The organism is Burkholderia sp. SIMBA_051, assembly GCF_046534915.1.
Lineage (GTDB): Bacteria > Pseudomonadota > Gammaproteobacteria > Burkholderiales > Burkholderiaceae > Burkholderia > Burkholderia ambifaria.
The window spans coordinates 288152-308957 of sequence record NZ_JAWRXS010000002.1 but is presented as its reverse complement, the minus strand read 5'-3'; the positions used below and the strand labels follow the sequence as shown (position 1 = coordinate 308957).

Annotated in this window: 21 protein-coding genes; 14 read left to right on the top strand and 7 right to left on the bottom strand. The window is 66.2% G+C overall.

Annotation, left to right across the window (positions count from 1 at the left end; genetic code table 11):
- Positions 1–40: 40 nt before the first annotated feature.
- Positions 41–1033 (bottom strand): bifunctional riboflavin kinase/FAD synthetase, encoded by a 993-nt coding sequence (locus tag SB771_RS05410; RefSeq protein ID WP_012364515.1) that lies wholly within the window; start codon positions 1031–1033, stop codon positions 41–43.
- Positions 1034–1156: 123 nt separating this feature from the next.
- Here SB771_RS05410 and purN point away from each other — a divergent pair, with 123 nt between their 5' ends.
- The 6 genes from purN to nadC all read left to right on the top strand — a co-directional run bounded on the left by purN (position 1157) and on the right by nadC (position 8307).
- A complete protein-coding gene (gene purN, locus SB771_RS05405; protein WP_011657713.1) occupies positions 1157–1819 on the top strand; it encodes a phosphoribosylglycinamide formyltransferase in 663 nt (220 codons plus the stop codon).
- Complete coding sequence (locus SB771_RS05400; protein ID WP_175660291.1) at positions 1816–3078, top strand: RsmB/NOP family class I SAM-dependent RNA methyltransferase; 1263 nt, start codon at positions 1816–1818, stop codon at positions 3076–3078. Before purN ends, SB771_RS05400 begins: the two co-directional genes overlap by 4 nt.
- A gap of 18 nt (positions 3079–3096) precedes the next feature.
- The gene (locus tag SB771_RS05395; protein ID WP_175660290.1) at positions 3097–4479 is read left to right on the top strand and encodes a mechanosensitive ion channel family protein; all 1383 of its coding nucleotides are present in this window, start codon (positions 3097–3099) and stop codon (positions 4477–4479) included.
- A 243-nt stretch (positions 4480–4722) separates the two neighbouring features.
- The gene (locus SB771_RS05390) at positions 4723–5919 is read left to right on the top strand and encodes an acyl-CoA desaturase (protein ID WP_105834862.1); all 1197 of its coding nucleotides are present in this window, start codon (positions 4723–4725) and stop codon (positions 5917–5919) included.
- A gap of 238 nt (positions 5920–6157) precedes the next feature.
- On the top strand, positions 6158–7294 hold the full coding sequence (nadA, locus tag SB771_RS05385; protein ID WP_165751891.1) for a quinolinate synthase NadA: 1137 nt from the start codon (positions 6158–6160) through the stop codon (positions 7292–7294).
- Positions 7294–8307, top strand: a complete 1014-nt coding sequence (gene nadC, locus SB771_RS05380) for a carboxylating nicotinate-nucleotide diphosphorylase (RefSeq protein WP_244096776.1) — start codon at positions 7294–7296, stop codon at positions 8305–8307. The genes nadA and nadC overlap by 1 nt, the downstream gene beginning before the upstream one ends.
- 95 nt (positions 8308–8402) lie before the next feature.
- Here the strand turns inward: nadC and nadB are convergent, their stop codons facing one another.
- From nadB to radC, 4 genes are all read right to left on the bottom strand, one after another.
- Positions 8403–9989, bottom strand: coding sequence for an L-aspartate oxidase (nadB, locus tag SB771_RS05375; protein ID WP_011657708.1), 1587 nt, complete (start codon positions 9987–9989; stop codon positions 8403–8405).
- 160 nt (positions 9990–10149) lie between these two features.
- A complete protein-coding gene (gene rpmG / locus SB771_RS05370; RefSeq protein ID WP_006478046.1) occupies positions 10150–10317 on the bottom strand; it encodes a 50S ribosomal protein L33 in 168 nt (55 codons plus the stop codon).
- 17 nt (positions 10318–10334) lie between these two features.
- Positions 10335–10568, bottom strand: a complete 234-nt coding sequence (gene rpmB, locus SB771_RS05365) for a 50S ribosomal protein L28 (protein WP_004186391.1) — start codon at positions 10566–10568, stop codon at positions 10335–10337.
- Between the two features lie 237 nt (positions 10569–10805).
- Entirely contained in the window at positions 10806–11582 is a 777-nt protein-coding gene (gene radC, locus SB771_RS05360; protein ID WP_011657707.1) for a RadC family protein, read from the bottom strand.
- 135 nt (positions 11583–11717) lie between these two features.
- Here radC and SB771_RS05355 point away from each other — a divergent pair, with 135 nt between their 5' ends.
- The 8 genes from SB771_RS05355 (at position 11718) to SB771_RS05320 (ending at position 19054) form a co-directional block, all read left to right on the top strand.
- Positions 11718–12173 (top strand): peptidylprolyl isomerase, encoded by a 456-nt coding sequence (locus SB771_RS05355; RefSeq protein ID WP_011657706.1) that lies wholly within the window; start codon positions 11718–11720, stop codon positions 12171–12173.
- 2 nt (positions 12174–12175) lie between these two features.
- Positions 12176–13156, top strand: a complete 981-nt coding sequence (gene ispH, locus SB771_RS05350) for a 4-hydroxy-3-methylbut-2-enyl diphosphate reductase (protein WP_006750051.1) — start codon at positions 12176–12178, stop codon at positions 13154–13156.
- Between the two features lie 271 nt (positions 13157–13427).
- Positions 13428–14258 (top strand): branched-chain amino acid ABC transporter, encoded by an 831-nt coding sequence (locus SB771_RS05345; RefSeq protein ID WP_175660434.1) that lies wholly within the window; start codon positions 13428–13430, stop codon positions 14256–14258.
- Between the two features lie 211 nt (positions 14259–14469).
- Complete coding sequence (locus SB771_RS05340; protein ID WP_006757318.1) at positions 14470–15420, top strand: branched-chain amino acid ABC transporter permease; 951 nt, start codon at positions 14470–14472, stop codon at positions 15418–15420.
- A 19-nt stretch (positions 15421–15439) separates the two neighbouring features.
- Positions 15440–16609 (top strand): ABC transporter permease subunit, encoded by a 1170-nt coding sequence (locus SB771_RS05335; RefSeq protein WP_165751888.1) that lies wholly within the window; start codon positions 15440–15442, stop codon positions 16607–16609.
- 24 nt (positions 16610–16633) lie between these two features.
- The gene (locus SB771_RS05330; protein ID WP_006750047.1) at positions 16634–17410 is read left to right on the top strand and encodes an ABC transporter ATP-binding protein; all 777 of its coding nucleotides are present in this window, start codon (positions 16634–16636) and stop codon (positions 17408–17410) included.
- Positions 17410–18126 (top strand): ABC transporter ATP-binding protein, encoded by a 717-nt coding sequence (locus tag SB771_RS05325; RefSeq protein ID WP_006750046.1) that lies wholly within the window; start codon positions 17410–17412, stop codon positions 18124–18126. Before SB771_RS05330 ends, SB771_RS05325 begins: the two co-directional genes overlap by 1 nt.
- A gap of 256 nt (positions 18127–18382) precedes the next feature.
- Positions 18383–19054: a DUF2278 family protein gene (locus SB771_RS05320; protein WP_011657702.1), complete on the top strand. Its 672-nt coding sequence runs from the start codon at positions 18383–18385 to the stop codon at positions 19052–19054.
- A gap of 21 nt (positions 19055–19075) precedes the next feature.
- Here SB771_RS05320 and SB771_RS05315 read toward each other — a convergent pair whose 3' ends face one another.
- Both SB771_RS05315 and SB771_RS05310 read right to left on the bottom strand, forming a co-directional pair.
- Positions 19076–19543: a GNAT family acetyltransferase gene (locus SB771_RS05315; protein WP_105833111.1), complete on the bottom strand. Its 468-nt coding sequence runs from the start codon at positions 19541–19543 to the stop codon at positions 19076–19078.
- A gap of 13 nt (positions 19544–19556) precedes the next feature.
- Complete coding sequence (locus SB771_RS05310) at positions 19557–20741, bottom strand: acetylornithine transaminase (RefSeq protein WP_175660288.1); 1185 nt, start codon at positions 20739–20741, stop codon at positions 19557–19559.
- Positions 20742–20806 lie beyond the last annotated feature (65 nt).

Below are 20806 nucleotides of genomic sequence, written 5' to 3'. Positions count from 1 at the left end.
GGGCGGCGCGAGGGCGCGGCGCATGGCGCCGCCGGCCGGATCAGCTAATTCGGTCGGTCGCCGACGTCGAGAAGCCGGTCGCGCGGCTGCCCGGCGCGCGGGCGCGCTCGACGAAGTACGCGCGTGCATTCGCGACGTCCAGGGCGATCGCGCGCGACAGCGCCTCGAGATCGTCGAACTTCGCCTCGTCGCGCAGCTTCTTCAGGAATTCGACGCGGATCAGCTTGCCGTACGCATCGCCGTGCCAGTCGAGCAGGTGGACTTCGAGCAGCACGCGGCCGGAATCGTCGACGGTCGGGCGCAGCCCGAGGCTCGCGACGCCCGGCAGCGGGGCGGGGCCCAGGCCGTGCACCTGCACGACGAAGATGCCCGCGAGCGCCGGCCGCTTGTGCGCGATCGGCAGGTTCAGGGTCGGGAAGCCGAGGTCGCGGCCGAGCTTCAGCCCGTGTGCGACGTGGCCGCTGATCGCGTAGCCGTGGCCGAGCGCCTGCGCGGCCGCGTCGAGATCGCCCGCGGCGAGCGCGGCGCGCACGCCGGAGCTGGAGATGCGCGTGCCGTCGCTGCCGGAGACCGTGCCCATCTGCTCGACTTCGAAACCGTACTGTTCGCCGGCCGCCTTCAGCGTGTCGAAGGTGCCCGCGCGCTTCGCGCCGTAGCAGAAATCGTCGCCGACCATCATCCAGCGCGTGTGCAGCCCGCCGACCAGCGTGCGTTCGACGAACGCCTGCGGCGACTGGCTCGCGAACGTGTGGTTGAAGTGCTCGACGACGACGCGGTCGACCCCGTGCTCGCGCAGCGCTTCGAGCTTGTCGCGCAGCATCGCGATGCGGGGCGGCGCGCCGGCCGGATTGAAGAATTCGCGCGGGTGCGGCTCGAACGTCATCACGCACACGGGCAGGCCGCGCGCGTCCGCTGCCGCGCGCACGCGCGCGAGCAGGGCCTGGTGGCCGCGATGGACACCATCGAAGTTGCCGATCGTCAGCGCGCACGGCGCGCGGCTCTCGGCGTTGGGCAGGCCGCGGAAGACTTTCACGATAGCGGAAGCAGCGTCGGGGGAATGGGCGGTGGAATGCCGCAAAGCAGAAGATTATAAACGTTCGGGCGGCCCGGCGGCCGAGAAGGAGGGAAACGCGGGGGCGAATGGTAAAATTCGCGGATGAAAAAACTCGTGATCCTGATTTCCGGTCGCGGCAGCAATATGGAGGCCATCGTTCGCGCGTGTGCGCAGGAACGCTGGCCGGCCCAGGTCGCCGCCGTGATCGCCAACCGGCCTGACGCAGCCGGCCTGGTTTTTGCCGCGTCGCACGGGGTGGCGACCGCGGTGGTCGACCACCGGTCGTTCGACGGCCGCGACAGCTTCGACGCGGCGCTCGCCGCCGAGATCGACCGTTTTGCGCCCGATCTCGTCGTGCTCGCCGGCTTCATGCGCATCCTCACGCCCGATTTCGTCAGACGATATGAGGGCCGGCTGCTCAACATCCACCCGTCGCTGCTGCCGAGCTTCAAGGGTATCCACACGCACCAGCAGGCGCTGGATGCCGGCGTCGCGCTGCATGGCGCGAGCGTGCATTTCGTGATTCCCGAACTCGACAGCGGCGCCATCGTCGCGCAGGGCGCGGTGCCCGTGCGCGCGGGCGACGACGCGGCCGCGCTCGCGCGGCGCGTGCTGACGGTCGAGCACGTGCTGTATCCGCGTGCGGTGCGCTGGTTCGTCGAGGGGCGCCTGCGCCTCGAGAACGGCCGGGCAGTGGTGGCGCCGGAAGAGGCGCGCTGGATTTTCGCGGATCAACCGCATACCGAAACGAGCGAGGGCGTATGAAGCTGCACGGATTCCTGATTGGCCAGACCGAGACCTTGCTGGCGGAGGTGCTGAAGTTCACCGGCCCCGCCGACGCGACGACGAGCCGGTTCTTCCGCGCGCACCCGAAGCTCGGCCACGCCGAGCGCGGCGTGATCGCCGAGGCGGTGTTCGCGGTGCTGCGCCGCAAGATGGAGTTTTCGCACCTCGCCGAGAGCGGCACGGGCAGCCCCGCACGACGCCTCACGCTGCTGGGCCTGATGCAGACGCTCGGCCGCAATGCGCTGAAGCCGTTCGTGTCCGACACCGAGGCCGCGTGGCTCGAGCACGTGTCGAAGATCGACCCGGCGAGCCTGCCGGTGCGCGTGCGCACGAACCTGCCGGACTGGATCTACCAGGCGCTGTCGGCCCGTTTCGACGCCGAGGAGCTCGCACAGCTCGCCGCCGCGCTGAACTACCCGGCGCCGCTCGACCTGCGCGCCAACGCGCAGAAGGCGACGCGCGACCAGGTGATCGACGCGCTGCGCGCGGAGGGCATCGACGCGGGCGAGACGCCGTTCGCGCCGCAGGGCGTGCGCGTCGTCGGCAAGCCGGCGCTCACGCGCCTGCAGGTGTTCCAGGAAGGGCAGATCGAGGTGCAGGACGAGGGCAGCCAGCTGCTGTGCTCGCTGGTCGCGCCGCGCCGCGGCGAGATGATCGTCGATTTCTGCGCGGGCGCCGGCGGCAAGACGCTCGCGCTCGGCGCGATGATGCGCTCGACCGGGCGCCTGTACGCGTTCGACGTGTCGGAAAAGCGCCTGACCAAGCTCAAGCCGCGCCTCGCGCGCAGCGGGCTGTCGAACGTGAACCCGGTGCTGATCGACAGCGAGCACGACGCGAAGATCAAGCGGCTCGCCGGCAAGATCGACCGCGTGCTGGTCGACGCGCCGTGCAGCGGCCTCGGCACGCTGCGCCGCAATCCCGACCTGAAGTGGCGCCAGACGCGCACGTCGATCGAGGAGCTCACGCCGAAGCAGGCGTCGATCCTCGCGAGCGCCGCACGTCTCGTGAAGAAGGGCGGCCGGCTCGTGTACGCGACCTGCAGCGTGCTCCACGCGGAGAACGAAGCGATCGTCGAGCAGTTCCTGGCCGACCATGCGGAGTTCGTGCTGGTGCCCGCGCAGCAGGTGCTGGCCGACCAGCGCATCGCGATCGAGACCGGCGACTACCTGTCGCTGTGGCCGCACCGCCACGCGACCGACGGCTTCTTCGCCGCGGTGCTCGAGCGGCGCGCGCAGTAACGGCGGCAGGGACGGGCGATGGAGAGTCTGCAAAGCCGCCTGCTGTCGCGCCGGCTGGCCTCGGTGATTCGCGATTTCCACCAGCCGGTGATGATCTGGCAGGCGGCGATCCTCGTCGGCGCACTGTGTTTCGCGTGGCTGGCCGCGCGCTTCGTGCACGGCCGGATCGATGCGCGCCGTACGGCGTCCGGACGCGCGCCCGGCGCGGGCTCGGATAGCCTGAAGCGCGCGCTGTTCCCGTTGTTCGGCGGCATCTTCGTCGGCATCGCGCAGCTCGCGTTCGAGCCGTTCATGTCGACGTCGCTGCTGTCGCTCGCGCTCGTGCCGCTGTTCGGCATCGGGCTGATCTACGTGCTGTTCTTCTTCGCGCGGCGCGTGTTCGCGCGCGACGGCCACACGCATGCGTGGCTGTCGATCGTCGAGAAGATCGTGTCGACCATCGTGTGGGCCGCGATGGTGCTGACCGTGCTCGGCATCCAGCGCGACGTGCTCGGCTGGCTCGACAGCGTGCAGTTCCGCGTGGCCAATGCGCATCTCACGCTGCTGTCGGTGATCTCCGGCGCGCTGTGGGTGTGCGTGACGCTGATGGTCGCGATGTGGCTCGGCTCGGTGCTCGAGGATCGCCTCGCGCGCGCGAGCACGCTCGACGCGAACCTGAAGGTCGTGCTGTCGCGGGTCGGCCGCGCGCTGCTGGTGTTCGCGGCGGTCCTGATCGGGCTGTCGCTCGTCGGCATCGACGTGACGGTGCTCGGCGTGTTCGGCGGCGCGTTGGGCGTCGGCCTCGGCTTCGGCCTGCAGAAGGTCGCCAGCAATTACGTGTCGGGCTTCATCATCCTGCTCGATCGCTCGCTGCGGCTCGGCGACGCGATCAGCGTCGGCGGGCTGCAGGGCGTCGTCACGCAGATCCGCACGCGCTATACGGTCGTGCGCGGCCTCGACGGCAACGAGACGCTGATCCCGAACGAGAAGCTGATCACCGACGTCGTGCAGAACCAGTCGTCGTACCTGACGCGCGGCTACGCGAAGGTCGCCGTGCAGATCGCCTATACGAACGACGTCGAGCAGGCACTGGCGGTGCTGGCGGAAGCCGCGAAGGGCGTGCCGCGCGTGCTCGCGGAGCCTGCGCCGGCCCCGTACCTGGTCGGCTTCGGCGCGGACGGGATCGATCTGGAGCTCGGTTTCTGGATCGAGGATGCGGCGACGGGCACGTCGGGCGTGCGTTCGGCCGTGAACCGCAATATCTGGCGGCTGTTCGGCGAGCACGGGATCTCGATCCCGTTCCCGCAGCGCGAAGTGCGCGTGGTCGGCCTGCCCGACGGTCTTGCGGCGAGCGGCGTGGTGGCGAAGGGCTTGCCCGTGGCGGGCGTCGGGACGGTGGACGGGCAGGCGTCGGCGGCCTAAGTGGCCTCAGGCGGCCCAGGCGCGGCGCGTCGCCCCGAATCGGGTAAATCTGACCGGCCAGAACGGGATCGCGGGGCTTTCCGGGTCCGGAGATGGACTGTCCGCCTTGCGTCAACACAAGAAAATATTCATTTTTTACAAAGACTTGGAACGGTTGAAGTAAAATTCCGGTCTACACGCGGTATGCTTTCATTTTTATGACGTCGGCCGGCGCCGGCGTCGCTCTCACCACAGGTAACTGCCTTGTTGAATTCCCTGCTCGATTTTCTTTCCCACGGGCTCCTGCGTTTTTCGTGGTGGCAGGTCGCGCTGTTCGCGCTCGCCGTCACGCACGTCACGATCATCGGCGTGACGGTCTACCTGCATCGCTGCCAGGCGCACCGCGCGCTGGAGCTGCATCCGATCGCGAGCCATTTCTTCCGCATGTGGCTGTGGATGACGACCGGCATGCTGACGGGCCAGTGGGCCGCGATCCATCGCAAGCACCACGCGAAGTGTGAAACCGAGGAAGATCCGCACAGCCCGCAGACGCGCGGGATCTGGAAGGTGTTCCTCGAAGGCGCCGAGCTGTATCGCGCGGAAGCGAAGAACGAAGAAACGATGCGCAAGTTCAGCCACGGCACGCCGAACGACTGGATCGAGCGCAATCTGTACTCGAAGTACCCGATCCTCGGCGTGAGCCTGATGATGGTGCTCGACGTCGCGCTGTTCGGCGTGCTCGGCCTGACCGTGTGGGCCGTGCAGATGGTCTGGATTCCGTTCTGGGCCGCCGGTGTCGTGAACGGCTTCGGCCACTTCTGGGGCTACCGCAACTTCAACTCGGCCGATGCGAGCACGAACCTGTTCCCGTGGGGCATCGTGATCGGCGGCGAAGAGCTGCACAACAACCACCATACGTTCGCGACGTCGGCGAAGCTGTCGAACAAGTGGTACGAGTTCGACATCGGCTGGATGTACATCCGCATCATGTCGGCATTCGGTCTCGCGAAGGTGAAGAAGGTCGCACCGACGCCGCGCCTGAACAAGCCGAAGACGGTGCTCGACCAGGAAACGCTGCAGGCCGTGTTGTCGAACCGCTACGAAGTGATGGCGCGCTACGGCAAGGCCGTCAAGCGTGCATACCGCCAGGAGCTCGCGCACCTGAAGGAGCTCGGTGCGAGCGACAAGTACCAGCTGATGCGCAGCGCGCGCAAGTGGTTCCACAAGGACGCCGACGGCCTCGACGAGCCGCAGAAGAAGCTGCTGCCGGAAATCTTCGCGAACAGCCAGAAGCTGCAGACGTACTTCCAGCTGCGCCAGGATCTGGCCGCGATCTGGGATCGCTCGACCGCGTCTCGCGAACAGCTGCTCGCGCAATTGCAGGATTGGTGCCATCGCGCAGAACAAAGCGGCATCAAGGCGCTGCAGGAATTCGCGACACGTCTGCGTCGCTACGCCTGATTCGAAATCGATTAGAATCTAAGGACGTCACAAACCCCGCGTTGGCGGGGTTTTTTCATTTGGGCCGCCGGTTTTTGATGGCCGATCGGCAGGGTGGATTGGTATGAGGCTTGGGGCAGTGGATTCGATGCCCCATGGGGCCATGAGTAAGCGCTAAAGCGCCGACTCTGGTCGACCGCGAAGCATGGGACCAGAGTAAGCGCTAAAGCGCCAACTCTGGTCGACAGGAGATATGGAGATGCAATCGACGATCAAACCCGTCGAGTACGACCGGCCCGTCGCAGCAGGGACCGTGTGCGGCGTGGGACAAGCATGGGCCAAGGTGCCCGACGCGCCGTCCCCCGAGGAACGCGCTGCACTGAAAGCGCGCATCAAGGCGCTGCTCGCACGGGAAAAGGCCGTGCTCGTCGCCCACTACTACGTGGATGCCGAGCTGCAGGAACTGGCCGATGAAACAGGCGGCTGCGTCGCCGATTCGCTCGAAATGGCCCGCTTCGGCCGTGACCACGACGCGCAGACGCTCGTCGTCGCCGGCGTGCGCTTCATGGGCGAAACCGCGAAGATCCTGAGCCCCGGCAAACGCGTGCTGATGCCCGATCTCGATGCGACCTGCTCGCTCGATCTCGGCTGCCCGGCCGACGAATTCTCCGCGTTCTGCGATGCACATCCCGATCGCACGGTCGTCGTCTACGCGAACACCAGCGCCGCCGTGAAGGCGCGCGCGGACTGGATGGTCACGTCGTCGATCGGCCTCGAGATCGTCGCCGACCTGCACGCGCGCGGCGAGAAGATCATCTGGGCACCCGATCGCCATCTCGGCAGCTATATCCAGAAGAAAACCGGCGCGGACATGCTGCTGTGGCAGGGTTCGTGCCTCGTCCACGACGAATTCAAGGGCATCGAGCTCGACCTGCTGCGCGCCGAATATCCGGACGCCAAGGTGCTCGTGCACCCCGAGTCGCCGGAAAACGTCGTCGCGCAGGCGGACGTCGTCGGCTCGACCACGCAACTGATCGACGCAGCCGTGAAGCTCGACGCGACGCACTTCATCGTCGCGACCGATCTCGGCATCCTTCACAAGATGCAGCTCGCGGCGCCCGGCAAGACCTTCATCGCCGCGCCGACGGCCGGCAACAGCGCGACCTGCAAGAGCTGCGCGCATTGCCCGTGGATGGCGATGAACGGCCTCGCGAACCTCGCCGACGTGCTCGAGCGCGGTCATAACGAGATCTTCGTCGATCCCGCGATCGGCGTGCGTGCGCGTCTGCCGATCGACCGGATGCTCGATTTCGCAGCGGCGCACAAGAAGCGCGTGCAGGCGAGCGGCGATCTGCAGCGCGACCAGCAACTGTTCGCGAACGTGGGGGCTGCGTAATGAGCGACTCCCGCGCCCACATTCGTTCGCTGTCACCCGAAACTGGCGCTGCGGCGCTTACTCTGGTCCCAGGCACGGCGCCTTCCGAGGGGAAGGCCGCGGTGCTCGAGGGCGGCGCGCCGGAAGGCGCCGTTGCGACCGCAGTCTCGCCGCTGTTCGACGCCGTCCGCGCTCAATACGGTGCGGCATTCGACGAAGCGATCGCGCGCAACGTGGCCGATGCGATCGCCGAAGACGTCGGCACCGGCGACCAGACCGGGCGGCTCGTGCCGGCCGGCGAGCGGCGCCGTGCGCGGATCATCGTGCGCGAGGAAGCGGTGCTGTGCGGCGTGCCATGGTTCGAGGCCGTCATCGCGCGGATCGATCCGTCGATCGTCGTGCAATGGCGCTATCGCGAAGGCGACCGGATGACGCCGGATTCGACCGTCTGCGAGCTCGAAGGGCCGGCGCGCGCACTGTTGACGGCCGAGCGCAACGGGCTGAATTTCCTGCAACTGCTGTCGGGCGTCGCGAGCGCGACGCGTCGTTACGTCGATCGCGTCGAAGGCACGCGCGCGAAGATCCTCGATACGCGCAAGACGCTGCCGGGCCTGCGGCTCGCGCAGAAGTACGCGGTGCGGGTCGGCGGCGGCGAGAACCAGCGTCTCGCGCTGTACGACGGCATCCTGATCAAGGAGAACCACATCGCGGCGGCCGGCGGCGTCGGCGAAGCCCTCGATGCGGCGTTCGCGCTCGATTCGGGCGTGCCGGTGCAGATCGAAGTCGAGACGCTCGCGCAGCTCGACACGGCGCTCGCGCATGGCGCGCAATCGGTGCTGCTCGACAACTTTACGCTCGACATGATGCGCGAAGCGGTGCGCGTCGCGGCCGGCAAGGCCGTGCTCGAAGTGTCGGGCGGTGTCAATTTCGATACGGTGCGCACGTTCGCGGAAACGGGTGTCGACCGCATCTCGATCGGCGCGCTGACGAAGGACGTGCGCGCGACCGACTATTCGATGCGGATCGTCGACTGACCTCGCGGCATGTCGTCTGACGAAAAAGGCCGTTGGCGTGCAAGCGCCAACGGCCTTTTTTCTGTATGGTGGCCGCCCCCGGGAGGGCGTGCCGGTCAGCGGCGCGAGCGCGGCGTGAGCACGCTCGGCAGCGCCTTCGGCAACGTGTGCGGCCAGTCGCGGCTGTAGTGCAGCCCGCGGCTTTCGCGGCGCGAGTAGGCGCTCTTCACGATCAGCGTCGCGACGTCGACCAGATTGCGCAGTTCGAGCAGGTCGCGCGTCACGCGGAAATTCGCGTAGTACTCGTGGATCTCGTCGCGCAGCAGCGACAAGCGGTGCTTCGCGCGTTCGAGACGCTTGTCGGTACGCACGATGCCGACGTAGTTCCACATCAGCCGGCGCAACTCGTCCCAGTTGTGCGCCACGACGACTTCCTCGTCCGCATCCGACACGCGGCTTTCGTCCCATGCGGGCAGCGTGGCCGGCGTTTGGGCGTCGAAGCCGGCCGCCTCGATTGCCTCGGCCGCCGCGCGGCCGATCACGAGGCATTCGAGCAGCGAGTTGCTCGCGAGCCGGTTCGCGCCGTGCAGCCCCGTGTAAGACGTTTCGCCGACCGCATACAGGCCCGCGAGATCGGTGCGCCCCGCGAGGTCGGTGACGACGCCGCCGCACGTGTAGTGCGCGGCCGGCACGACCGGAATCGGCTGCCGGGCGATGTCGATGCCGAATTCGAGGCAGCGCGCGTGAATCGTCGGGAAGTGTTCGCGCAGGAACGCTTCCGGCTGATGGCTGATGTCGAGATACACGCAGTCGATCCCGCGCTTCTTGATCTCGAAGTCGATCGCGCGCGCGACGATGTCGCGCGGCGCGAGTTCCGCGCGCGGATCGTGCGCGGGCATGAAGCGCGTGCCGTCCGGCAGCTTCAGCAAGCCGCCTTCGCCGCGCACGGCTTCCGAGATCAGGAACGATTTCGCATACGGATGGAACAGGCAAGTCGGGTGGAACTGGATGAATTCCATGTTCGACACGCGGCAGCCCGCGCGCCACGCCATCGCGATGCCGTCGCCGGTCGCGGTGTCGGGGTTCGTGGTGTACAGGTAGACCTTGCCGGCGCCGCCCGTTGCGAGCACCGTGTGCGGCGCCTCGATCGTGATCGTGCGGTCGTTGTCGACGTCGAGCGCATACAGCCCGTGACAGCGGCGGCCGGGCAGGCCGAGCCGGTCCGACGTGATCAGGTCGATCGCATGGTGGTTTTCGAAGAACGTGATGTTCGGATGCTGGCGCGCGCGGTCGGACAGCGTCGCGAGCACCGCATGCCCGGTCGCGTCGGCCGCATGGATGATCCGGCGGTGGCTGTGGCCGCCTTCGCGCGTCAGATGGAAGCCGAGTTCGGCCGCATCGTCCTTCGTGAACGGCACGCCTTGCGAGATCAGCCATTCGATCGCTTCGCGGCCGTGCTCGACGATGTAGCGCGTCGCGCCTTCGTCGCACAGCCCGCCGCCGGCGACCAGCGTGTCGTCGACGTGGTTCTGGATGCTGTCCGCCGAGTCGAGGACGGCCGCGATGCCGCCTTGCGCGTTATCGCTCGCCCCCTCCATCATCGAACGTTTCGCGATCAGCGCGACACGTCGCGTGCTGGCCAGGTTGAGTGCGACCGACAGCCCTGCCAGGCCGCTGCCGACGATCGCCACGTCGAATTTCATGCTGCATCTCCATCGTTACGCTTTAGACTTGTGCGTTCCGTCGGCTATGGCCGCGGAAAGGGGAGAGCATACCGCGTCGGGCCCGCGCGCGTATGCGCAAAACAAAAAGCCCCGCATGTGCGGGGCTTTTTGGTCGCCGTCAGGCTACAGAAACCGGAGATTACTTGATCTTGGTTTCTTTGTATTCCACATGCTTGCGGACGACGGGATCGAACTTCTTGATCGCCATCTTTTCCGGCATGTTGCGCTTGTTCTTCGTGGTCGTGTAGAAGTGACCCGTACCAGCGGTCGACTCGAGCTTGATCTTGTCGCGTGCGCCTTTTGCCATGATTGTGCTCCTTGGGCTTAGGCTTCGCCGCGTGCGCGCAGGTCAGCGAGCACGGAATCGATGCCGTTCTTGTCGATCAGGCGCAGGCCGGCGTTCGAGACGCGCAGGCGCACCCAGCGGTTTTCGCTCTCTACCCAGAACCGGCGGTTTTGCAGGTTCGGCAGGAAGCGACGCTTGGTCTTGTTGTTGGCGTGGGAAACGTTGTTGCCGCTCATCGGCGCTTTCCCAGTTACTTGGCATACGCGTGCCATGAGAGCACTCCTAATACGCTAAATTCGGGGTTCGATCGCCGATGAAGGTTCCATCGTACCGCCACGTGATCCATGGCTGCACTCAGAACGCCGAAGCCCTTACAGACAAGGCCCTTCGATGGCTAGAACTGGTTGGAAAAAAGACAGACGATGATTCTAGCAGAAAAAGTTCAGAAAAATCAAACCCAATTTCGCTTCATCGTCGCGGCGCCCCAGGGCGGGTCGCCGGGCCACAGTCTACAGCCAACCGGCACGCGCGAACGAAAATGTATCGGCGGTGCCGACGACCACGTGATCGAGCAGCTTCGCGTCGATGAGCGCGAGCGCCTCGTGAAGCACGCGCGTCAGCCGCCGGTCTTCGGCACTCGGCTGCACCGCGCCGGACGGGTGGTTGTGCGCGATAATGAGCGCCGCGGCATTCAGTACGAGCGCGCGTCGCACGATCTCGCGTGGATAGACGGCCATCCGCGTGAGCGAGCCGCGGGCGCTTTCTTCCACGTCGATGAGGCCGTGGCGGGCGTCGAGGTACAGCGTGACGAACACCTCGTGCGGACGCGTGCCGATCCTGAGCCGCAGATAATCCTCGACCGCGCCCGGCGAATCGATCTGCAGCCGCTCGCGCGCTTTTTCGACCAGCGCGCGCCGCACGATCTCGGTCACGGCGATCAGCACCGCCGAGCGCGCCGTGCCGATGCCCGGGTGCGTGGCGAACACGTCCGGCTCCGCATCGAGCATGTCGCGCAGCGAGTCGCCGAACCGGGCGAGCAGCGCGCGGGCGCTGGCGAATACGTCGCGGCCGCCGCCCCCGGTGCCGAGCAGCAGCGCGATCAACTCCGCGTCGGTCAGCGCGGCCGGCCCGCGTTCCAGCAACCGCTCGCGCGGCAGATGCGGCTTCCAGTTTCGCGGACGGCGCTTGCGCGGCCGGGCCGGCCCCGTGTGGCGGGCCGGAGCGGCCGGCGCATCGGCGGGGTCGCGACATTCGGTCGCCGGGGCGGCGAGACAGGGTGACAGCATGAGCGAAACTCCATTGGCGGCGGGCGTGGATGCGACGTCGTCGCACTTTCAGCCTTGCGCGCTCAGGTGACTTACAATATTGGCTTTGCGCCGGGCCTTTCGGCCAGTTCGGGCGCCGACGAACACGAGTAATCCATGAGCCTCATCGATCTATCCGAAGTGAAGCCCGGTTCCCATGTCACGCTGCATTACCGGCTTGCACTTGCCGACGGCGCCGACATCGTCAATACCTTCTCCGACAAGCCCGCCACGCTGCTGCTCGGCGCGGGCCAACTGGCGCCCTCGCTGGAACAGATTCTGCTCGGGCTCCGGGTCGGCGACCATTCGACTTATCAGCTAACGCCCGAGCAGGCGTTCGGTCCCCGCAATCCCGACATGCTCCAGCGCGTGACGCTGTCGACGCTGCGCGAGAACGGGATGGTCGGCGACGATTTCACGCCGGGCGAGCTGATCGAGTTCAACGCGCCGGACGGCGGCCGCTATGCAGGGGTGCTGAAGGAAGTCAGCGAAACCTCGGCGCTGTTCGACTTCAATCATCCGCTCGCGGGCCAGGCGCTCACGTTCGAAGTGAAAATCATCGGAATCCTGTAATCATGAGTACCACCGATACGCTGTCCGGGCAGACCGTCGCCGCCGATGCCGAAATCCTGCTGGCCCAGCCGCGCGGCTTCTGCGCAGGGGTCGACCGCGCCATCGAGATCGTCGAGCGCGCGATCGCGATGCACGGTGCGCCGATCTACGTCCGTCACGAAATCGTCCACAACAAGTACGTGGTCGAGGATCTGAAGAAGAAGGGCGCGATCTTCGTCGAGGAACTCGAGGAAGTGCCGGCCGGCAACACCGTGATCTTCAGCGCGCACGGCGTGTCGAAGGCCGTGCGCGACGAAGCGGACGTGCGCGGGCTGCGCATTTACGACGCAACCTGCCCGCTCGTCACGAAGGTGCACGTCGAGGTGGCGAAGATGCGCCAGGACGGCGTCGACATCGTGATGATCGGCCACAAGGGCCATCCGGAAGTCGAGGGCACGATGGGGCAGGTCGAGCGCGGCATGCATCTCGTCGAAAGCGTGGAAGACGTCCAGAAGCTCGAGCTCGCCGATCCCGAGCGCATCGCGCTCGTCACGCAGACGACGCTGTCCGTCGACGACGCGGCCGAGATCATCGGCGCGCTGAAGTCGAAGTACCCGAAGATCCGCGAGCCGAAGAAGCAGGACATCTGCTACGCGACGCAGAATCGCCAGGATGCGGTGAAGTTCATGGCACCGCAGTGTGACGTCGTGATCGTCGTCGGCAGCCCGAACAGCTCGAATTCGAGCCGCCTGCGCGAAGTGGCCGAGAAGCGCGGCGTGGCCGCGTACATGGTCGACGCACCCGACCAGATCGATCCCGCGTGGGTCGCGGGCAAGCGCCGCATCGGCGTGACGGCCGGCGCATCGGCGCCCGAAGTGCTCGCCCAGGCCGTGATCGCGCGGTTGCGCGAGCTCGGCGTGCGCAACGTGCGCGCGCTCGACGGCATCGAGGAAAACGTGTCGTTTCCGCTGCCGCGCGGCCTGAATCTGCCGCCTGCCGTCTGATTGCCGCATCGCACCCGCGGTACTCCAAAAGCGCGCCTCCGGGCGCGCTTTTTTTGCGTCGTGAAAAACGACATCGCAACCATTATTCACATTAATAGTGCAACCCGGTTGCTATCCCCGCGCTTAACCGTCTCTCAAAATTGGTTGCAATGCAGGAAAACCCCATCGAATCAGGAATATTGGCGTCCTCTAAATGGAGTTACAATGCGCCCGTTTTCAGGCCGGAATGGCTTTGAAATCGGGTTTTGGGAAGGCGCGGGAGACCTATTCGATGCATGTGAGGTTGGCTTACGCCAGGTTCGTCGCCGCACCGGTTGCAATGCTTGCCGGTCGCAGCAAAAAGAGCGACGACGGGGCGGGTGGGGAGGCTGCGGCATACGCAGTATCGGCGAGCAGCGACGTGCACGCTGCCGGAACCGGTCGTGCGACGCCGGTGGCGTGCCGCATGGCGCAATCGGACGGTGACAAGGATAACGGGGCACGTTTGGCGATCGAGGATTTCAACGCGCAGGGCCCGAAGATCGGCATGCATTCGGCACGGCGGGCAGCATGCGCCGGTAACGCTGCGGCCAACCGGGCGACGGGCACGTGGGTCGCCCGACAACGAGCCGCCGATGCGGCAGCAGCAGGGCGCGTCATCCGACGGACGCCCGGGTTTCGGGGCAACACAGGCAGCGTGCAGATGTCGGTGATCCCCTTTCATTTCGATTCGACGAAACGGCATGTCGCCGCGACCCGCGGCGCGGCGGGCGGCGTGCTTCGTTTCACGAATTCCGATGCAGTCCTGACGAAAGTCGGACGCCACCTTCGCGATGCCCGTTCGGGCGCCGCGCGGGCGGCAGCGGACGGCCGGCTTGCCAGACAGGCGCCGGCGTCCTGCATCGGAGCGCAAATCCCTGGCGGCAATGGCATGTGCGCCGTCAAGGTGGTCGAGCACGCGGGCGACGCGGCGCGGAACCTGATCTGCCCGGACGCGGGGTTCGCCCCGGCCCGGACGGAAAAAGGCGTGGACTTCGGGAAACCGGAGGCCGGCCGTTTCGGCACGCTGCCCTACGACTTCAAGGAGGCCAAGTACACCGTCCTCGATGTCGTGACGATTTAGCGACAGGACCCTCGATGGCACCGGAACAGTGCGGTGCCGTTTTTGTATCCGCTCCGGCGGCAGGTCCGGCCGTACAGGCCGGGCGGCGCGCGCCGGGACGATCCACCCTTACCGGTATCGACTAGTACCCGCAGTGTCGCCGAGAAGGCGCGATTCCTCGCTTACCCGCGGGGCGCAACGTCCTCCGGCAGCATGGGCCAAGGAGCTTTAAATGGATATTTTCGTCCAGCAGGTTCTCAACGGGCTGGTGCTCGGCAGTGTGTACGCCATCATCGCGTTGGGCTACACGATGGTGTACGGCATTCTCGGCATCATCAACTTCGCGCACGGCGACGTGCTGATGATCGGCGCGATGGTTGCGCTGTCGGCCATCACCGTGCTGCAGAACCATTTTCCCGGACTCGGCAACGTCGCGACGCTGACGATCGGCCTGGGCATTGCGGCGGTCGTATGTGCGTTCGTCGGTTTCGCGATCGAGCGGGTCGCGTACCGGCCGCTGCGCCGCGCGCCGCGCCTCGCGCCGCTGATCACCGCGATCGGCGTGTCGATCCTGCTGCAGACGGCCGCGATGATCATCTGGTCGCGCAACCCGCTGCCGTTCCCGCAATTGCTGCCGACCGATCCGATCAACGTGATCAAGGCGACCGACACGACGCCCGGCGCCGTGATCTCGGTCACTGAAATCGTGATCATCGCGGTGGCGTTCATCGTGATGGGCGGCCTGCTGCTGCTCGTGCACAAGACCAAGCTCGGCCGCGCGATGCGCGCGATCGCCGAAAGCCCGAACACGGCAAGCCTGATGGGCGTGAACCCGAACTTCGTGATTTCCGCGACGTTCATGATCGGCTCCGCGCTCGCCGCGCTGGCCGGCGTGATGATCGCGTCCGAATACGGCAACGTGCACTTCTACATGGGCTTCATCCCCGGCATGAAGGCGTTCACGGCAGCGGTGCTCGGCGGTATCGGCAACCTCGGCGGCGCGATGGTGGGCGGCGTGCTGCTCGGCCTGATCGAGCAGCTCGGTGCCGGCTACATCGGCAACCTCACGGGCGGCGTATTCGGCAGTAACTACCAGGACGTGTTCGCCTTCATCGTGCTGATCATCGTGCTGGTGTTCCGTCCGTCGGGCCTGCTGGGCGAACGTGTCGCGGATCGCGCGTAACGGAAGGGGAGCAAACAACATGACATCCATTCAACCGATCGAATCCTCGACGTCGCTCGTCGAAGAACGCAACATCACCAAGACGGTCATCATCGGCATCCTGACCGCGGTCTTCGTGATCGCGGCGCCGATCATCATCGGCTCGGCCGGCGGCAACTACTGGGTCCGCGTGCTCGACTTCGCGATGCTGTACGTGATGCTCGCGCTGGGTCTTAACGTGGTGGTCGGCTTCGCCGGCCTGCTCGACCTCGGCTACATCGCGTTCTACGCGGTGGGCGCGTACACGGCGGCGCTCCTGAGCTCGCCGCACCTGACCTCGCAGTTCGAGTGGATCGCGGCGCTCGCGCCGAACGGGCTGCACATCCCGTTCCTGCTGATCGTGCCGATCGCGATGGCGCTGGCGGCCACCTTCGGGATCCTGCTCGGTGCGCCGACGCTGCGCCTGCGCGGCGACTACCTGGCGATCGTGACGCTCGGCTTCGGTGAAATCGTCCGGATCTTCATGAACAACCTCGACCGTCCGGTGAACATCACCAACGGCCCGAAGGGGATCACGGGCATCGATCCGGTGCACGTCGCCGGCTTCAACCTGTCGCAGACGCACTCGCTGTTCGGCTTCCAGCTGCCGTCGGTGTACATGTACTACTACCTGTTCGTGCTGTGCTCGCTGCTGGTGATCTGGATCTGTACGCGCCTGCAGCACTCGCGTATCGGCCGCGCGTGGGCGGCGATCCGCGAAGACGAGATCGCGGCGAAGGCGATGGGCATCAACACCCGTAACGTGAAGCTGCTCGCGTTCGCGATGGGCGCATCGTTCGGCGGCCTGTCGGGCGCGATGTTCGGTTCGTTCCAGGGCTTCGTGTCGCCGGAATCGTTCACGTTCTGGGAATCGATCGTCGTGCTGGCCTGCGTGGTGCTCGGCGGCATGGGCCACATCCCGGGCGTGATCCTGGGCGCAGTGCTGCTCGCGATCTTCCCGGAATTCCTGCGCTCGACGATGAGCCCGCTGCAGCATGCGCTGTTCGGTCATGACATCGTCGATACGGAAGTGATCCGTCAGGCGCTGTACGGCCTCGCGATGGTGATCATCATGCTGTACCGCTCGGAAGGCCTGTGGCCCGCGCCGAAGCATGAGGACAAGATCGCGAAACTGGCGAAGCGCGCCAGCAAGAAGCCGGTGCGCGCTTAATCGACGGACACAGGGGATACACACATGAGCGACAAGCAAATCCGACTGTCCGTGCAGGGCGTGAACAAACGCTTCGGCGGGCTGCAGGCACTGTCCGACGTCGGCCTCGAGATCAAGGAAGGCGAGATCTACGGGCTGATCGGCCCGAACGGCGCCGGCAAGACGACGTTCTTCAACGTGATCACGGGCCTCTACACGCCGGACTCCGGCGAGTTCAAGCTGGATGGCACGGAATACAAGCCGACCGCGGTGCACCAGGTCGCGAAGACGGGCATCGCGCGCACGTTCCAGAACATCCGCCTGTTCGGCGGGATGACCGCACTCGAGAACGTGATGGTGGGCCGCCACGTGCGCACCAAGCACGGGCTGCTGGGCGCGGTGTTCCAGACGCCGGCCGAGCGCAAGGAAGAGCGCGAGATCAAGGAGCGTGCGATCGAGCTGCTCGAATACGTCGGCGTGCTGCAGTACGCCGACTACACGTCGCGCAACCTTTCGTACGGCCACCAGCGCCGTCTCGAGATCGCGCGGGCCCTTGCCACCGACCCGAAGCTGCTCGCGCTCGACGAGCCGGCGGCCGGGATGAATGCGACCGAGAAGGTCGAACTCACGCGCCTGCTCGACAAGATCCGTTCGGACGGCCGCACGATCCTGCTGATCGAGCACGACGTGAAGCTCGTGATGGGTCTGTGCAACCGGATGACGGTGCTCGATTACGGCAAGGTGATCGCCGAGGGTCTGCCGCAGGACGTGCAGAAGAATCCGAAGGTGATTGAGGCATATCTCGGCGCAGGGGTGCACTGATGGCAGCGGCAATGTTGAAAATCAAGGGCTTGCAGGTCAACTACGGCGGCATCCAGGCCGTCAAGGGCGTTGACATGGAAGTCCGTCAGGGCGAGCTCGTGACGCTGATCGGCGCGAACGGTGCAGGCAAGACCACGACGATGAAGGCGATCACGGGTCTTAAGCCGTATTCGGCGGGCGACATCGAGTACGACGGCAAGTCGATCAAGGGCGTGCCGTCGCATGAGCTCCTGAAGCGCGGCCTCGCGATGGTGCCGGAAGGCCGCGGGATCTTCGCGCGGATGTCGATCATCGAGAACATGCAGATGGGCGCGTACCTGCGCAACGACAACGAGCAGATCAAGAAGGACGTCGATCGGATGTTCGGCTTCTTTCCGCGTCTGAAGGAGCGTGCGACGCAGCTGGCCGGCACGCTGTCGGGCGGCGAGCAGCAGATGCTCGCCATGTCGCGCGCGATTCTGTCGAAGCCGAAGCTGCTGCTGCTCGACGAGCCGTCGATGGGCCTGTCGCCGATCATGGTCGAGAAGATCTTCGAAGTGGTGCGCGAGATCTCGAAGGAGGGCATCACGGTGCTGCTGGTCGAGCAGAACGCGCGCCTCGCGCTGCAGGCGGCCGACCGTGGCTACGTGATGGATTCGGGCACGGTCACGATGGAAGGCGATGCGAAGCAGATGCTCGACGATCCGAAGGTGCGGGCTGCGTATCTGGGTGAATGAGCGGGCCCGGGGGCCCGGGGCGGCGCGGCGGCGGATGCCGGCGTGTCGCGCCAGGGCTTTCGAAAGGCTGTCACGGGAATCCGTGACAGCCTTTTTTTCATGCGGCGCGCCCGACGGCGAACTGTGCACGCGGATGCGACTCCATTGATTCGATAGTTGCACCGGCCGTCCGCTACCGGCCGTCCGCACCGGCCGTCGGCAAACCGACACGCGGGCTGCGTAGCATGGTCGATCCATCGGGACACGGAGAGCACGCATGAGTCTGGACTACGGTTTCGTGAAGGCGAAGGTGACGTCGGTGGCGAAGCTCAAGGGCTCGCCGCACGGCAGCGAGATCCAGTATCACATTCACCTGACGCTCGCGTTGCCGACGGGCGACTGGGACGTCGCGATCAACGTCGGTACCAACGACGCGGACGACCTGCTGAACTACAAGCTCGTCTACGATTTCCATCATCCGGTCACGGCGACGCTCGCGGCCGCGGCCGAAGGCTATACGGATCTCACCGGGCAAACGGCGCTGCCGGCGCTCGACTATCTGCGCAGCGACATCCTGAACGAGACGGGCGCATGGCGTGCGAGCGCCGTCATGGACGGCACCGAGAGCGCGGAGCCGATTCCATCGCTGCTGCGGCTCGTCAACGCCGCGCAGTCGCAAGAGCTCGACGTCGTCGTGTTCGGCCGCACGTATGCGCAAGGCAACGGCATCCACGACACGCACATGAACCAGGGTTCGACGGGCTCGAACTACCTGCACCGCGCGGGCAACGACCACAACGATCACAACGACGTGTGGCAGGACGGCGCGTTGATCGTGCGCGTGAGCGACACGCAATGGGCCGCGTATTTCGCGGCGTTCGAGAAGCAGGCCGTGCCGACCGACGCGCTCGGCAATCCGCTGCCGGACGCGGGGCCGATCACGCGCTGAGGCAGGCGACTGCCGGCGTCGTCAGGCGGCCGGCAGCGTCTTGCCGAACGAGATGCGTTCCTCGACGCGATAGCCGAGCGCCGCATAGAAGCGGCACGCGTCGTCGTTGCCGGGCAGCACCTGCAGATTGATCTTCAGGCAGCCGCGCGCGGCGAGCGCGCGTTCCGCATGCGCGATCAGCGCGCGGCCGATGCCGAGTCGCCGCGCGTCGTTCGACACACCGAACGAGTAGAGCCAGCCGCGATGTCCGTCGAAACCCGCCATCAGCGTGCCGACCACCCGCGCGCCGCAGGTCGCGACGAAGAACAGCTCCGGCTGCGTCGCGAGCTTCAGCTCGATCGATCGCAGCGGATCGCGGTGCGGCGGCGCGCCGGCTTCGTCGTACTGCGGGAAGGCGTCGCGCCAGACGGCCAGCACGGCATCGGTGTCGGCGCGTTCGAACGGGCGGATGGCGATAGCATCGGCAACAACATCGGCGGCGGCATCCATCGCGGCAGTCTCCTTAGAGCGTGTCGAGGATCGACCGCAGCATCGCCATCATCTGGTCGATTTCGTCGGTCGTCACGGTCAGCGCGGGCATGAAGCGCAGCAGGTTCGGGCGCGCCGCGTTCAGCAGCAGGCCGTCGGGCTGCATGTCGCGCGCCTTCTCGACGATCTGCGGGCCGATGTCCTTGCCGAGCAGCAGCGCGCGCAGCAGCCCTTCGCCGCGTTCGCCCTCGAAGCCGCGCTCCTCCGACAGTTCGAGCAGCTTGCGCTTCAGGTATTCGCCGCGCGCCCGCACGCCTTCGAGGAAGCCGGGTGCGACGAGTTGCGAGATCACCGAATAGCCGGCCGCCGTCATCAGCGGGTTGCCGTTGTACGTGCCGCCCTGGTCGCCGGCCTCGAATACCGCGACGTCGGCCTTCGACAGCAGCGCCGCGAGCGGCACGCCGCTGCCGATACCCTTGCCGAGCGTCATGATGTCCGGCTCGATGTCGGACAGCTCGTACGCGAACAGCGTGCCCGCGCGACCGCAGCCGCTCTGCACTTCGTCGACGATCAGCAGCAGGTTGTGCTGCTTCGTCAGCGCGCGCAGCTCGCGCATGAACTCGGGCGTCGCCGGAATCACGCCGCCTTCGCCCTGGATCGGCTCGAGCATCACTGCGACGGTCTTGTCGGTGATCAGCTTCTCGACCGAGTTGATGTTGTTCAGTTCGGCCTTCGGGAAGCCCGGCACCTGCGGCGCGTAGATCGTGTCCCAGCCCGGCTTGCCGCTGGCCGACATCGTCGCGAGCGTGCGGCCGTGGAAGCTGTGGTCGAACGTGATGATCTCGTACGCGCCGTTCCTGAACTTGCGGCCCCACTTGCGGGCGAGCTTGATCGCGCCTTCGTTGGCCTCGGCGCCGCTGTTCGTGAAGAACACCTTGTCGAATACGCTGTGCTGCGTGAGCAGCCCCGCGAGCTTCGCCATCGGCTCGTTGTAGAACGCCGGCGACGGGTTCAGCAGCTTTTCCGCCTGGCTCTTCAGCGCTTCGACCACGCCATCGTTGCAGTGCCCGAGGCTGTTGACGGCCCAACCCTGGATGAAGTCCAGATAGCGCTTGCCCGTGTGATCGTAGAGCCACGAACCCTTGCCGTGCGTAAACACGATGTCGGGGCGGTTCGTGATGTACATCAGCGAGTCGATCGGGTAATCGTTCAGGGGCATGGCAGCAGACTCCAGCGGGCGTTGAAAGGGAAACGGGCAATAAAAAAGCCACGGAAGGCCGTGGC

Coding starts and splice junctions, on each gene's coding strand:
- SB771_RS05330 (WP_006750047.1), top strand. CDS start 16,634: ATGAGCGACAAGCAAATCCGACTGTCCGTGCAGGGCGTGAACAAACGC.
- ispH (WP_006750051.1), top strand. CDS start 12,176: ATGAGTACCACCGATACGCTGTCCGGGCAGACCGTCGCCGCCGATGCC.
- SB771_RS05310 (WP_175660288.1), bottom strand. CDS start 20,741: ATGCCCCTGAACGATTACCCGATCGACTCGCTGATGTACATCACGAAC.
- SB771_RS05395 (WP_175660290.1), top strand. CDS start 3,097: ATGGAGAGTCTGCAAAGCCGCCTGCTGTCGCGCCGGCTGGCCTCGGTG.
- rpmB (WP_004186391.1), bottom strand. CDS start 10,568: ATGGCACGCGTATGCCAAGTAACTGGGAAAGCGCCGATGAGCGGCAAC.
- SB771_RS05335 (WP_165751888.1), top strand. CDS start 15,440: ATGACATCCATTCAACCGATCGAATCCTCGACGTCGCTCGTCGAAGAA.
- nadC (WP_244096776.1), top strand. CDS start 7,294: ATGAGCGACTCCCGCGCCCACATTCGTTCGCTGTCACCCGAAACTGGC.
- SB771_RS05345 (WP_175660434.1), top strand. CDS start 13,428: ATGCATGTGAGGTTGGCTTACGCCAGGTTCGTCGCCGCACCGGTTGCA.
- radC (WP_011657707.1), bottom strand. CDS start 11,582: ATGCTGTCACCCTGTCTCGCCGCCCCGGCGACCGAATGTCGCGACCCC.
- SB771_RS05320 (WP_011657702.1), top strand. CDS start 18,383: ATGAGTCTGGACTACGGTTTCGTGAAGGCGAAGGTGACGTCGGTGGCG.
- SB771_RS05340 (WP_006757318.1), top strand. CDS start 14,470: ATGGATATTTTCGTCCAGCAGGTTCTCAACGGGCTGGTGCTCGGCAGT.
- nadB (WP_011657708.1), bottom strand. CDS start 9,989: ATGAAATTCGACGTGGCGATCGTCGGCAGCGGCCTGGCAGGGCTGTCG.
- SB771_RS05400 (WP_175660291.1), top strand. CDS start 1,816: ATGAAGCTGCACGGATTCCTGATTGGCCAGACCGAGACCTTGCTGGCG.
- rpmG (WP_006478046.1), bottom strand. CDS start 10,317: ATGGCAAAAGGCGCACGCGACAAGATCAAGCTCGAGTCGACCGCTGGT.
- nadA (WP_165751891.1), top strand. CDS start 6,158: ATGCAATCGACGATCAAACCCGTCGAGTACGACCGGCCCGTCGCAGCA.
- SB771_RS05325 (WP_006750046.1), top strand. CDS start 17,410: ATGGCAGCGGCAATGTTGAAAATCAAGGGCTTGCAGGTCAACTACGGC.
- purN (WP_011657713.1), top strand. CDS start 1,157: ATGAAAAAACTCGTGATCCTGATTTCCGGTCGCGGCAGCAATATGGAG.
- SB771_RS05355 (WP_011657706.1), top strand. CDS start 11,718: ATGAGCCTCATCGATCTATCCGAAGTGAAGCCCGGTTCCCATGTCACG.
- SB771_RS05315 (WP_105833111.1), bottom strand. CDS start 19,543: ATGGATGCCGCCGCCGATGTTGTTGCCGATGCTATCGCCATCCGCCCG.